This is a genomic window from Amycolatopsis sp. NPDC051371 (assembly GCF_040682155.1).
Lineage (GTDB): Bacteria > Actinomycetota > Actinomycetes > Mycobacteriales > Pseudonocardiaceae > Amycolatopsis.
The window spans coordinates 368,288-381,391 of the sequence record NZ_JBFBAG010000002.1 but is presented as its reverse complement, the minus strand read 5'-3'; the positions used below and the strand labels follow the sequence as shown (position 1 = coordinate 381,391).

9 protein-coding genes are annotated in these 13,104 nt (G+C 70.7%); 3 read left to right on the top strand and 6 right to left on the bottom strand.

The window, feature by feature from the left end; all coding sequences use genetic code 11:
• The first annotated feature begins 15 nt into the window (after window positions 1-15).
• The gene (locus AB0M59_RS03965) at window positions 16-909 is read left to right on the top strand and encodes a LysR family transcriptional regulator (RefSeq protein WP_364608153.1); all 894 of its coding nucleotides are present in this window, start codon (window positions 16-18) and stop codon (window positions 907-909) included.
• On the opposite strand, the gene AB0M59_RS03960 is transcribed toward AB0M59_RS03965, so the two are convergent.
• The 6 genes from AB0M59_RS03960 to AB0M59_RS03935 form a co-directional block, all read right to left on the bottom strand.
• Window positions 893-2,380 carry a SulP family inorganic anion transporter gene (locus tag AB0M59_RS03960; RefSeq protein WP_364608148.1) on the bottom strand — a complete coding sequence of 496 codons (1,488 nt, stop codon included), beginning with the start codon at window positions 2,378-2,380 and terminating at the stop codon, window positions 893-895. The genes AB0M59_RS03965 and AB0M59_RS03960 overlap by 17 nt on opposite strands.
• Window positions 2,381-2,552: 172 nt before the next feature.
• The gene (locus tag AB0M59_RS03955; RefSeq protein ID WP_364608144.1) at window positions 2,553-3,029 is read right to left on the bottom strand and encodes a (2Fe-2S)-binding protein; all 477 of its coding nucleotides are present in this window, start codon (window positions 3,027-3,029) and stop codon (window positions 2,553-2,555) included.
• Between the two features lie 9 nt (window positions 3,030-3,038).
• Window positions 3,039-5,315 (bottom strand): molybdopterin cofactor-binding domain-containing protein, encoded by a 2,277-nt coding sequence (locus AB0M59_RS03950; RefSeq protein ID WP_364608141.1) that lies wholly within the window; start codon window positions 5,313-5,315, stop codon window positions 3,039-3,041.
• Between the two features lie 203 nt (window positions 5,316-5,518).
• A complete protein-coding gene (locus AB0M59_RS03945) occupies window positions 5,519-6,730 on the bottom strand; it encodes a helix-turn-helix domain-containing protein (RefSeq protein ID WP_364608136.1) in 1,212 nt (403 codons plus the stop codon).
• A 62-nt stretch (window positions 6,731-6,792) separates the two neighbouring features.
• Window positions 6,793-8,607 carry a rhamnogalacturonan lyase gene (locus AB0M59_RS03940; RefSeq protein ID WP_364608129.1) on the bottom strand — a complete coding sequence of 605 codons (1,815 nt, stop codon included), beginning with the start codon at window positions 8,605-8,607 and terminating at the stop codon, window positions 6,793-6,795.
• Between the two features lie 29 nt (window positions 8,608-8,636).
• Window positions 8,637-10,922 (bottom strand): cellulase family glycosylhydrolase, encoded by a 2,286-nt coding sequence (locus AB0M59_RS03935; protein WP_364608122.1) that lies wholly within the window; start codon window positions 10,920-10,922, stop codon window positions 8,637-8,639.
• 266 nt (window positions 10,923-11,188) lie between these two features.
• Between AB0M59_RS03935 and AB0M59_RS03930 the strand changes: the two genes are divergently transcribed.
• Both AB0M59_RS03930 and AB0M59_RS03925 read left to right on the top strand, forming a co-directional pair.
• Window positions 11,189-12,190, top strand: a complete 1,002-nt coding sequence (locus AB0M59_RS03930; RefSeq protein ID WP_364608118.1) for a hypothetical protein — start codon at window positions 11,189-11,191, stop codon at window positions 12,188-12,190.
• A gap of 95 nt (window positions 12,191-12,285) precedes the next feature.
• A complete protein-coding gene (locus tag AB0M59_RS03925; RefSeq protein ID WP_364608113.1) occupies window positions 12,286-13,101 on the top strand; it encodes a SigB/SigF/SigG family RNA polymerase sigma factor in 816 nt (271 codons plus the stop codon).
• The last annotated feature ends 3 nt before the right edge of the window (window positions 13,102-13,104 follow it).

The following is a 13,104-nucleotide window of genomic DNA, read 5'->3' as shown; positions in this document are numbered from 1 at the left end:
ATCCAAGATGGACGGGTGGAACTCCAGCAGATGCGGTACGTCGTCGCGATCGCCGAGACGTCCAGCTTCACCCGCGCCGCCGAGCGGTGCCTGGTCGTCCAGTCGGCGCTGAGCCATCAGGTCGCACGGCTGGAACGCGAACTCGGCGCGCGGTTGTTCGACCGGACCAGCCGCCGCGTGCGGCTGACCCCGGCGGGCGAGGCGTTCCTGCCGGCCGCGCGCCAGTGCCTCGACGCGGCGGAGCGGGCGGCGGCCGAGGTCGCGGCCGCCATCGGCGAGGTGCGCGGGCGGCTCGCCGTCGGCCTGATCCCCACGGTCACCGCGGCCGACGTCCCGGCCGCGCTGCGCGAGTTCCACGACCGGTTCCCGCCGGTGCGCATCAGCCTCCGGATGGGCGCGAGCGACGACCTCATCGAGCAGGTCCGCGACGGCACCCTCGACGTGGCGTTCCTCGGCCTGCCCACGACGGCCCGCCCGAGTGGCGTCGCGGTCCACGAGCTGGGTCGCGGGCACCTGATCGCGGTGGTCGCCCCGGACCACCCCCTGGCCGGCGAAACGATGGTCAGCCTGCGGCGCCTGGCGTCGGAGGTGTTCGTCGACCTCCCGGCGGGCACGGCCGGACGCGCCCAGTCCGACCAGGCGTTCGCGGCGGCGGGCCTGGATCGCGAGGTCGCGTACGAGGTGACCAGCGCGGACTACCTCGCGCGCCTGGTCGGTCCGGGCCTCGGGGTGGCGATGCTGCCGTCCGGGTACGCACCACAGCTGACGGGCGTGGTGACGATCGAGATCACCGACGCCCCGGCCCGCGTCGAATACGTCATCTGGGCGGCGGCCAACCCGACCCCGGCGGCGAGTGCTTTCGTGTCGCTGCTGGGCATCGACCCCGCGCCGGTCAGTGGCTCCCGGTGAGCTCGCCGGAAAGCCGGCCGTGCATGGTCGCGCTGGGCGTGTTGAGCCCGGTGATCTCCACGGACTTGCCGCGGTCGGCGTACTTGGCGGTGACCGCGTCCAGGGCGGCGACGGTGGAGGCGTCCCAGATGTGCGCGTCGGTCAGGTCGATGACGACGCTGTCCGGGTCGCCGGCGTAGTCGAACCGCGAGACGAGGTCGTTGCTGGAGGCGAAGAACAGCTCGCCGGTCACCGCGTAGACGACCTGGGTGCCGTCGGGGTCGGTGGCCGCGGTGACGTCGACCAGCCGGGCGACGCGGCGGGCGAAGATGACCACCGCCGTGATGCTGCCGGCGACCACCCCGATCGCCAGGTTGCTGGTGGCCACCACGATCGCGACCGTCACGACCATGACGGTGATCTCGCCGGCCGGCATCCGCTTGAGCGTCGCCGGGGCGATGCTGTGCCAGTCGAAGGTGCCGAAGGCGACCAGCACCATGACCGCGACCAGCGCGGCCATCGGGATGTCGGAGACGACCGGGCCGAACACGAGGCACAGCACCATCAGGAACGACCCGGCGAGGAACGTCGAAAGCCGGGTGCGGGCACCGGCCGTCCGGACGTTGATCATCGTCTGGCCGATCATCGCGCAGCCGCCCATGCCGCCGAAGATCCCGGTGACGACGTTGGCGATGCCCTGCCCGATCGCCTCCCGGGTCTTGTTCGAGCGGGTGTCGGTGATGTCGTCGACCAGCTTGGCGGTCATCAGCGACTCCATCAGGCCGACCAGCGCGAACGCGAGCGCGTAGGGCGCGAGCAGCGTCAGTGTGTCCCAGGTGAACGGGACGTCCGGGATGCCCAGCACCGGCAGCGACGACGGCAGCGCGCCCTTGTCCCCCACCGTCGGAACGGAGATGCCGGCGGCGATCGTCAGCGCGGTCAGCGCCACGATGGCCACCAGCGGCGCCGGCACCGCCCGGGTCAGCTTCGGGAACAGCACCATGATCACCAGGCCGGCGGCGAAGAGCGGGTAGACCGGCCACGGCACGTCGATCAGCGCCGGCACCTGGGCCAGGAAGATGAGGATGGCGAGGGCGTTGACGAACCCGACCATGACGCTGCGCGGCACGAACCGCATCAGCTTCGCGACCCCGAGGGAGCCGAGCACGATCTGGAACAGCCCGCCGAGGATCACGGTGGCGACCAGGTAGCCCAGGCCGTGCTCACGGGCGAGCGGCGCGACGACGAGCGCGATCGCGCCGGTCGCCGCGGAGATCATGGCCGCGCGGCCGCCGACGACGGAGATCACCACGGCCATCGTGAAGGAGGCGAACAGGCCGATGCTCGGGTCGACCCCGGCGATGATCGAGAAGGAGATCGCTTCGGGGATCAACGCGAGCGCGACGACCAGGCCGGCGAGGATTTCGACGCGCGCGACCTTCGGCGACAGCCAGGCCGGCCGGGTGCGCAGGACGGAGAGAACGGAGGACACGAGGGATCCAGACGTGCGAAGGCGCGGGAGGCGGGCCCCTCACGCTAGAGGAGAGCCGTCCACCCGATCGAAGCCGCCCACTCGAACCGGCCGCCGAGTGTCCCTGCCGCGGCGAGGTCGTGAGTGAGAAACAGTGTTCTAACCCTGTTTCTCACTCACGACGATCACCGGGTCACATGTTTTCCGCGCCCGCCTTCACCGCCTCGCGGATCCGGGCGTACGTCCCACACCGGCAGATGTTGCGGATCTCGTCGAGGTCGGCGTCCGTGATGTCCCGGCCCGCCGCCTGCGCCTGGCGGACCTTGGCCACCGCCGCCATGATCTGGCCGGGCTGGCAGTAGCCGCACTGGGCGACGTCGCGGTCCAGCCACGCCTCCTGCATCGGGTGGAGGTCCTTGCCCACCGTCGCCGGGAGGCCTTCGATCGTCGTGATCTCGTCGGTTTCCTTGATGTCGGCCACCCGCACCGAGCACGGGTTGAACGCCTTGCCGTTGATGTGACTGGTGCACGCCTTGCAGACGTCGAGCCCGCAGCCGTACTTCGGGCCGGTGATGCCCAGCAGGTCGCGCAGGACCCACAGCAGCCGGAGGTCGTCGTCGGCGTCGACGGTGACCACGCGGCCGTTGACCTTGAAGGTTTGGTTCGGCACAGCGGGCTCCTAGTAGGCGTGGTCGAGGCCGTCGGTGGGCGACGGCGGCGTGGACGGCTGCGGCGGCAGGGGCTCGAAGCTGATCGTGCCGTGGTTGATGGGGAACGAGGTCGGCATCTTGCCGACCGCGCGGGCGTAGGCGCAGGCGACGGCGGCGAACGACGGCGCCACCGCGAGCTCGCCCGCACCACTGGGGCTCGACGACGTGTTCGGCATGACGACGACCTGCGTCTCGGGCGGAGTGTTCCACTCGCGCGTGTAGAAGTAGTTGTCCCAGCTGCCTTCCAGCGGGAGCCCGTCCTTGATGTGCAGGCTGGACGTCAGGCACATCGCGATGCCGTCGTTGAGCCCGCCGATCATCTGCGCCTCGAGGCCACGCGGGTTGATCGCGAAGCCCGGGTCGACGACCACGAGCGCCTTCGTCACGCGCGGGCCGGTGACGCCGTCGCGGACCTTGCGGTTGACCGTCTCCGGCCGGCAGTCGATCTCCACCAGGACCGCGACCGCGCCGCGGTATTCGGCGTGCAGCGCGATGCCCTGCGCCGTGCCGGCGGGCATCGCCCGGCCCCAGTTGCCGACCTGGACGGCCTTGTCCAGCACCGCGCGCAGCCGGTCGTCCTTGAGGAACTCGCGCCGGAACACGACCGGATCCTTGCCGAACTTCTTCGCCAGCTGGTCGACGACGAGCTCTTCGGCGGTGACCACGTTGGGCGAATAGATGTTGCGCATGCTGCCGGTGTTGAACTTCAGCGGGATCTCGTTGAGCAGCTGGGTCGTGACGCCGAAGTTGTACGGCGACGACTGGCTCAGCAGGAAGATCGACTCGGCGAAGCTGAGGTTGCCGGCGATCGGGAGCTTCGCGGCGGTCGCGGTGATCATCTCGCCCAGCCCGTGGCTGAACTCCGTCTGCACGCTCGTGTGGCGCTGCTCGAAGCTGACGACGTTGCCGAGCAGGTAGGTCGCCCGCACCCGCGACACGCACATCGGGTGGATGCGGCCCTGACGGAAGTCGTCGGTGCGCGACCACATCAGCTTGACCGGCTTGCCCATCTTCTGCGACGCCTCCGCCGCTTCGGCGGCCGCGTCGTGGAAGAGGTGGCGGCCGAACGACCCGCCGCCCTGGGTGACGTGCACCTTCACCGCGTCCTGCGGCATGCCCAGCAGCTTGGCGATCTCCTCCTGGGCGACGATCGGCACCTTGAGGCACGACCAGATCTCCGCGCGATCCGCGCGGACGTCGGCGATCGCGGCGCCGGTCTCCAGCGGGCTGTTGCTGGCGGCGGCGAAGGTGAACTCGGCGTCGATGTACTGGTTGAGCAGGCCGGGAACGGCCATCGGCAGCTGCGCGGCCTTGAGCTTCTTCAGCACGGTCGCGTCGGACTCGCCGTCGACCGTGCCCGCTCCCCAGGTCACCTTCAGCGCCCGGATCGCGTCGATGCACTGGCCGAAGGTGCGGCCGCGCACCGCCACGCCGTGCGAGATCGCGGCAACGTCGGTGATCCCGGACATCGCCTTGACCTCGGCGGCGTTGAGGATCGCGCGCGGGGTGCCGTTGATCGTGGGCGGCCGGGCGACCATGGTCGGCAACGCGTTCGGCACGTCCATGTCGAGGGTGAACTGCTTGGTGCCGGTGACCGCGGCGTGGGCGTCGAGGCGGTTCTGCGGCGTGCCGAGCACCTTGAACTGCGACCGCGGCTTGAGCGTCGCCGCGACGCTGATCGTCGTGGCCGAGGCGGCTGCTTTCGCCAACGACCCGTAGCTCGCGGTTCGACCGGAGCCGCGCACGACGCCGCCGGACGTCGTCAGCTGCGACGCGGGCACGCCCCACTTCGCGGCGGCCGCGGCGATCAGCCGCTGCCGCGCGATCGCCGAGGCCGTCCGGACCGGCGTGTAGATGCTGCGCATCGAGTTGGAGCCGCCGGTCAGCTGGTTCATCAGCAGCTCGGGCCGGGCGTCGGCGAGCGTGACGTCGATCTTGTCCAGCGGGAGGTCGAGCTCCTCGGCGATCATCATCGCCACGGCGGTGGTCATCCCCTGGCCGACCTCGGCGCGCGGCACGGCGAACGCGGCCCGGCCGTCGGCCCCGATCTGCACGCTGATCAGGCCGGAAGTCGGCAGCGCGGCGAGGTTCTGCAGATCGCCGAGGTCGAAGATGTCCTCGGGCTGGGGCAGCGACGGGATCGCGGCGTCGGCCTTGCTCGGCGCCAGCTCCGCGCCCCCGACCTGCGCGGCGACGGCGAGCGTGGGCGCGGCGAGCACAAAACCGAGGAAGCGGCGGCGGGCCATGGAGCGCGGCTCGGACCCGGGTGGGGGGCCGGAAGGGTCGTGTTCGGGCATGAGCGGCTGGGACCTCTCGAACGACGGTGTGGGAGAAGCGCGGGCCTGAGCACCGCCGGCCGGAGTGTTGCACACATCACGCCGCCGAATGAAGGATCTGAGTGCCTACATTTGGCCTAGTGTCGTTGTGCACTGTGCACAGCGGGTACCGGTCACGGCACGCGCGGTGGCGGGAGGAAAGGCAGCGCCCGGACGACCAGAGCGAGCTCCAGGGCCAGGTCACCGCCGGTCAGCGACCGGCCGGTCAGCTCTTCGATCCGGTGGATCCGGTTGAGCACGGTGTTGCGGTGGCAGTGCAGCGCCTGCGCCGAGCGCGTCGCCGAGCCGCCGGTGCGCACCCACGTCGAGAGGGTCTCCAGCAGCGGGCCGCGCTCGACCGCCCGCAGGTCCAGCAGGCCGCCCAGCCAGTTCTGCTGGAGCGATTCCGTCAGCTCGGGCGAGCTGAGCAGCAGCGCTTCGGGCAGCCGCTCGGCCAGGCACACGACGTCGACGTGGCCCGGCGGCACCGTCCGCATCGCCAGCACCGCCTGGCGGTAGGCCGTGTGCACGGCGGCCAGCCCGTCGACGACCAGGGACACGCCGGCCGGCACGGTCAGCACGGACCCGATCGCGCCGACGGCGTCTGCGACCTCTCGGCCCGGCAGCGAGACCAGGCCGACGAGCACGTCCGCGCGCGACTGCCAGGCCGACGCGGAGCCGACGTCCTCCAGCGCGGAGCCGAGCGGCTCGGCGAAGGCGGCGTCGCCGGGACCCGCGGCCGCGACGACGACGTAGGGTCCCGAAATCGGCAGGCGCAGCGCCCGGCCCGCCTCGTAGGCGAACCCCGCGTCCGCCGCCCGGCCCTGCAGCAGCCCCTCCCAGAGCGACGCGCGCCGCTGCTCGTCCGCGCGGACGAAACTCCGCTCCGCCACGTGGTAGGCCAGCGCCACCTGGGCCGACGTGGCGTCGACGACCTCCCACACCCGGGTCGCGAGGTCCAGCATCGCCTCGTTGTTGACGTACCCGGTCGCCCGCGCCTTCTCGGTCAGGGCCTGCCAGACCAGCCGCCCGCCGATCCGGAACGAGCGCAGCACGTCGTCGAGGGGCAGCTGCTGTTCGGCCCGGCGCCGCCCGGTCGCCTTCGCCGCGTCGTAGAGGTCCTCGGCCGTCTCGGGGCCCCGGCCGATCAGCTGCAGGACCCGGCGGAGGTTGTCGTGGCAGGAGCGCCAGAGGTCGTCGTCGGGCACGACGTCGACCGTCCGGTAGCCGGGGTTCTGCTCGACGATGACGGCGACCAGGGCGCCGGTGAGCTCGTCGAGCTCGTCCAGCACCCTGGCCGCGAGCGACCACGCGGTGTCCCGGGCGTCCGCCCGTGCCTCGCCCATCCACACCACCACCGTCGCGCTCCCACCGGCGCGTCAGCCTACGTCGCAGCCTCCGTTTTCGCTCACTTCGCCAGCGCGAAACCCGGGTGCGGCGGCTGGTTGTACGCGGTGTTCTGCCACGCCACGGCCTCCCGGTACTGGCGGTCCTGCATCAGCGAGACGTGCGAGATGCTCGTCGGGTCCGCGGTCGAGTAGATCCGCAGCGCCCGGTTGTCCGACGTCGGCCAGACGACCTCCTCGCGCCAGTCGCCGAACAGGTCCGCCTGCAGCGACGGCGTGTTCTTGGTGCCGTTGTTCGCGTGCACCCCGGACGCCGTCAGCAACCGGGTGTCGGCGCCGGTGCCGTACTTGTCGATGTGGGTGCCGTCGAGCAGTTCGCGCTGGGCGTCGCCGTCCCACCAGATGACGAAGTTCGTCGAGGACGGCTTGCGCCCGATGTTCTGCCCGCTGGTGTTCAGCAGCCCGGACACCGCCGACGACCAGGACTCGGCGCCGGGACTGCCCGCGTAGATGTCGTCCGACACACCGCGTCCGTTGTCGCAGGAGCACGACGCGTTCTGCCAGATGATCTGCCCGGTCTTCGCGTCGGCCATCCAGGCGGCCGGCTTCGACGTGTCTTCATCCACTTTGAACTCCTCCAGGCCGGCCCGGCTCGGGATCAGGTCGCCGACGTGCATGGCGTCGCCGTGACCGAGCCGGGTGTTCCACAGTGGACTGCCGTTGTCGTCGATCGCCATGGCCCCGAAGACGATCTCGTCGCGGCCGTCGCCGTCCGCGTCGGCGATGGCCAGCTGGTGGTCGCCCTGGCCGGTGTACTGCGAGCCCGCCGAGTTCGAGTCGAACTTCCACCGCTCGGTGAGCGCGCCGCCCCGGAAGTCCCAGGCCGCGATCACGGTCCGGGTGTAGTAGCCGCGCGACATGATCAGGCTCGGGTGCGAGCCGTCCAGGTACGCGGTCCCGGCCAGGAACCGGTCCACCCGGTTGCCGTAGCTGTCGCCCCACGAGGACACGGTGCCGCGGGGCGGGTCGTAGTTCACGGTGGACATCGCGGCGCCGGTCTGGCCGTTGAACATCGTGAGGTACTCGGGTCCGGACAGGATGTAGCCGCTCGAGTTGCGGTAGTCCGCGCTCGCGCTGCCGATGACCTGCCCGGTGCCGGACCGCGTGCCGTCCGCGGTCTTCATCGCGACTTCAGCCCGGCCGTCACCGTCGTAGTCGAAGACCTGGAACTGCGTGTAGTGCGCGCCCGCGCGGATGTTGCGGCCCAGGTCGATCCGCCAGAGCCGCGTGCCGTCCAGCCGGTAAGCGTCGACGTAGACGTCCCCGGTGTAGCCGGACTGCGAGTTGTCCTTGGCATTGCTGGGATCCCACTTCAGCACCAGCTCGTACTGGCCGTCGCCGTCCAGGTCGCCGATGCTCGCGTCGTTCGCGGCGTAGGTGTAGCTCTCCCCGGATGGCGTCGTGCCGCCGGGCGGGAGCTGGATAGGCACGTCCCGGGTGCTCGCCGCCGCTGTGCTGTCCAGCGTCAGCGAATCCTCGGCGGCGAAGGCCGACATCCGCTCGACGCCGCCGACGACGGCCCGGACGCTGTACCGGGCCCCGGCGGGAGCGCCCGCGTCCAGGTAACCGGTCGGTCCACCGACCGGCGTCTGGGTCACCCTCGTGCCGTCGCGGTAGACGGCGAAGGCCACCCCGGCGGGGTCGTCGGCGAGCAGCCGCCAGCCGACCTGGTTTCCCTTCGCGGTGTGGACGCTGACCACCCCGCGGTTCAGCTTGTCGAACGTCGGCGCGGTCTCCCCCGCCGCGACGCCTGGCAGCAACCCCACCACCAGGACGCCCACGGCGGCCACGACCAGCCTGCGACTCAGCGTGAACATACTCTTCTCCTTGTCTGGTGTGGACGGATTCAGCTGGTCGTGCAGATGCTTCCGTTGAGGGTGAACGAGGCCGGTGCCGGGTTGGACCCGGTGAACGTGCCGTTGAAGCCGATGCCGGTCGACGCGTTCGGAGCCAGCGTGCCGTTCCAGGACAGGTTGGTGGCGGTGACCGCGCCGCCGGATTGGGCGAAGGTCGCGCCCCAGCCGGGCAGGGTCACGCGCTGGCCGGCGGTGTAGGTGAAGGCCAGCGTCCAGCCGGTGACCGGGCTCGTGCCCGTGTTGGTGATGGTCACGCCGGCGGTGAACCCGTTGCCACCGCCCCAGGCGGGCGCAGAGTAGCCGATCTTGCACGTGCCCGTGCCGCCGCCCGCACCGGTCGTCACCGTTGTGGTCGCGGAGTTCGCCGAGACGTTCCCCGCGGCGTCGCGGGCCCGCACCTGGTACCGGTAGGTGGTCGAAGCCGCCAGGCCGGAGTCGGTGAACGTGGTCGTGGCGGCCGAGCCGACCAGGGCGAACGTGCTGCTGCCGGTCGCTCGGAGGACGTCGTAGCCGGTGACGCCGACGTTGTCGGTCGAGGCGCTCCAGCTCAGCGTGGCGCCGGTCGACGTCACGGCCGAGGCCGCGGGCGTGCCCGGCGGCGTCGGTGCCACGGTGTCCGCCGTGCCGCCGCCGTAGATCGTGGCTTCCTTCGACGTCTGCCGGACGCCGTTCGCGCCGGTGAGAAAGCGCTCTCCCCATACGGTCAAGCTGGCGGGGTTAAACGAGTTGACCAGGTCCAGGTAGGCGACGTCACTGCTGTTGCCGCTCCACGACCAGCCGAGGTAGCCGAGGCCGCGGGCCTGCGCCTGGGCCATGATCGTGTCCTCGTCGGGGTTGCCGTCGGTGTGCATGTTCCCGAACTCGCCCACCACCAGCGGCAGACCGGCGGTGCGGAAGGCGTCGAAGTACCCGGTGATCTCGGCCGCGGTGTCGTAGACGCCGTACATGTGGATGGAGAACACCGTGTTGTGCTGCGGATCGGCGGCCAGCACCGAAGCGGCGTCGTCGCGCATGATGTTCTGCCAGTCCTGGCCCCACATCGGCGCGTCGGCCATCAGCAGGTGCTGAAGCCCGGCACCACGCAACCGGGCGATGGCGTTGCTCGTCGCGCTCGCCCAGGTCGCACTCACCTGCTGGTTGTTGCCGAACGGCTCGTTGCCCAGGTTGATCACGACGTAGTTCTCCTGGCCCTTCAGCGCACTCGCGACGCTGATCCAGTAGCTCGCGGCCTGGTCCAGGCTCGCGGCCGCGCCCTCCTCGCCGTACCCGGTGGTGTCGTGCGCTTCCAGCACGCAGATCAGCCGGGACTGCTTGCACAGCGAGACGACGTTCGTGACCTCGGCGGCCGACGTCGGGCCCCACCGCTGGCCGCTGCCGAGCACCACGCGCACGGTGTTGGCGCCGAAGGACTTGATGTCCGCGAAGGCGCCGGTCTGGCTCGGGTACCAGGCGTACGGGTGGTTCACGCCGCGCATGACGAACGCCGCGCCGTTCGCCTCGACGACCTGGGTGCCGCTGACGTGCAGGCCCGCGGCCGCCGTGCTGGTGGGCAGGGCCGCGACCAGCGCCGGGTACCAGCGGCTTTCCATCTTCTGGATGCCGGTGGTGCTGTTCGGGTGCACGCCGTCGGTGGTGTCGGCCGCGGTGTCGAACCCGGTCCACTGGTCGGCAACGGTGATCGGCGAGGCGGCGGTGCTGTGCGCCTGTGCCCAGGCGGGAATGGCGCTGTTCAGGTCGACGACCCGCTGCGCGCAGGCGGCGCAGTTGGCCGGGTTCATCGGGATGATCTTGGCGACGACGAGCTTCGTCGCCGGGTTGCTCGCCCGCATCTGGCCGAGCAGCGTCGTGTAGGCGTCGAGGATCGTGGTCGCGGGGACGTTGTTCCAGACGTCGTTGGTGCCGAGGTGCATCAGGACGATGTCCGGCCGGCTCGCCGACAGCCAGCCGGGCAGCTGGTTGTCCCGCACGATGCCGGTGGCGAGGAACCCGCCGTGGCCTTCGTTCTCGCCGTCGTAGGTGAAGCCACAGCCCTGGGCGGGCAGGGTGCCGACGAAGTCGACGTCGCTGTGGCCGGTGTCCTGCAGGTGCTTCCACAGCAGGGCGCGCCAGCAGCCGGGCGAGCCGGTGATGGAGTCGCCGAGTGCCATGATCCGCGTGGGTGTGGCGGCCGCGGTGGTGCCGGCTGTGCCGGCTGTGGCCGTGCTGGGAACTGGGGCGACGACGCAGGCAGCGAAGAGCAAGCCGACCACGACAGCCCGGAGAAAACGCCGGGTCATACCGATCCTCCTGGAGAAACCGACAGGGACAGTCGACCTGGGAGCGCTCCCAGCACGGGAGTGTAACGGCTTGCCCGCCGGGAGCGAAAGTATCGGCGAATTCGACCACGTCGTCGAACCGAATCGGTCCACAGTGGACCCGACCCGAATGGCCCAGGCCGTTCGGAGGATGTGCGCCGGTGCACCCGGTGGGTACAGTCGTCTTCGTCAAGATCATCACTGGACGACGCCGCGTTGCCCGCCCCCTCGGCCTCCAGGAGCACGACGTGCGTATCTCCCCCCGGTTCGTCGCACCCGCGATACTCCTTTCGGCGCTGCTCGCCGCCTCCCCCGGGAGCGCGCAGGCCGCCGCGACGGCGAAGTGGCCCGGCGATCCGGCCGTCACGGTCGCCGACTCCGCCGGTGTCTTCGGCGAAAACCTCAGCGGACTCTCGTTCGCGGGCGCCGACGTGCTGTGGGCCGTCAAGAACGGCCCCGGCACCTTGTACCGGCTCGTGCGCCAGGGCAGCACGTGGGCTCCGGACAGCGGCTGGCCGTCCGGCAAGAAGCTGCACTACCGGGGCGGCGGCGGTGACCCGGACGCCGAGGGCGTGGTGGCCACGCCGGACGGTGTGTTCGCCGCGACCGAGCGCGACAACGACGAGGACGGCAGCCTGCTGAAGGTGCTGCGGTTCGACACCGGTTCGTCGTCGAAGTCGCTCGACGCGGTCGCGGAGTGGGACCTCACCGGCGACCTGCCTTCGGTCGACGACAACGGCGGCTTCGAGGGCATCACCTGGGTCCCCGACGCGTTCCTGACCGCCGGCGGGTTCCGCGACGACCACACGAAGGCGCTCTACTCTCCGTCTGCCTACGCCGGCCACGGCACCGGCCTCTACTTCGTCGGTCTCGAGGACGAAGGCAAGATTTACGCCTACGCGCTCGACCAGGCGGGCGGCGGATTCACCCGCGTGGCGACCATCGCGTCCGGGTTCCCGAAGGTCATGGAGCTGGAGTTCGACCCGGAAACGGGCCGCCTCTGGTCGGTCTGCGACGACACGTGCGACGGCAAGACGGCGACGTTGAAGATCGTCAACGGCAAGTTCACGGTCTCGGCGACGTACGCGCGGCCCTCGAAGATGCCGAACTACAACAACGAGGGCTTCGCGATCGCCCCACCGTCGACGTGCGTCGCCGGCCGCAAGGCGGTCGTCTGGTCCGACGACACGAACGACGGCAACCACGCCCTGCGCTCGGGAACGCTGCCCTGCGGCGGGAACCGCACTTAGCCTCTCGTTTACCTTCGTTACTCCGAGTGCACCAATACCCGGCCTCCCCATCGCTGGTTCGTGTGATTCGGGACGGCTTTGGGTATGTGGGCACCATGGTTGTCAGAGCACCGGAGCGACCCACCGCGACGCTCGTCGTGTCCACGCCGCGGCGGGTCAACCAGTTCGCCCACTGCGTTCCGCTGTTTCACGAACACAGCCGGCTGCCGGCCGAGGACCCCCGGCGGACCGACCTGCGCGACCGGCTCATCACCGAGCACCTCGAGCTGGCCGAGAACATCGCCAAGCGCTTCGGCGGCCGCGGCGAGTCCTTCGACGACCTCGTGCAGGTCGCGCGGACGGGCCTGATCCACGCCGTCGACCGCTTCGACCCGGACAAGGGCCGCGACTTCCTGTCCTTCGCCGTGCCGACGATCATGGGCGAGGTCCGCCGTCACTTCCGTGACACCGCGTGGTCGATGCGCGTGCCCCGTGGGCTCAAGGAGCTGCAGCAGAACCTCGCCCGGGCGACCGGCGAACTGGCTCACGACCTGGGCCGCTCCCCCACCCCCAGCGAGCTCGCGGCGCACCTCGACATCGACGTCGAGACCGTCCGAGAAGGACTCCTCGCGGCCGAGGCCTACAAGCCGGCGTCCCTCGACGCCCCCGCCCGCGGCGGCGGTGGCGAAACCACGGTCGCCGACCAGCTGGCCGACCACGAATCCCCGTACACCAAGGCCGACGACCACTTGACGCTGCAGGCCGCGATGGCGGGCCTCCCACCCAGGGAACGCGCGATCATCGAGATGCGGTTCGTCGAGGAGCTCACGCAGAGCCAGATCGCCGAGCGGGTCGGCGTCTCCCAGATGCAGATCTCCCGGCTGTTGACCAAGACTCTGGAACAGCTGCGCCACCGCATCGTCGCCGACTAGGAC

What these genes read in the sequence shown, in the direction of transcription:
- AB0M59_RS03950 (WP_364608141.1), bottom strand. Translation starts at nt 5,315, where the DNA reads ATGGCCCGCCGCCGCTTCCTCGGTTTTGTGCTCGCCGCGCCCACGCTC.
- AB0M59_RS03945 (WP_364608136.1), bottom strand. Translation starts at nt 6,730, where the DNA reads ATGGGCGAGGCACGGGCGGACGCCCGGGACACCGCGTGGTCGCTCGCG.
- AB0M59_RS03940 (WP_364608129.1), bottom strand. Translation starts at nt 8,607, where the DNA reads ATGTTCACGCTGAGTCGCAGGCTGGTCGTGGCCGCCGTGGGCGTCCTG.
- AB0M59_RS03935 (WP_364608122.1), bottom strand. Translation starts at nt 10,922, where the DNA reads ATGACCCGGCGTTTTCTCCGGGCTGTCGTGGTCGGCTTGCTCTTCGCT.
- AB0M59_RS03925 (WP_364608113.1), top strand. Translation starts at nt 12,286, where the DNA reads ATGGTTGTCAGAGCACCGGAGCGACCCACCGCGACGCTCGTCGTGTCC.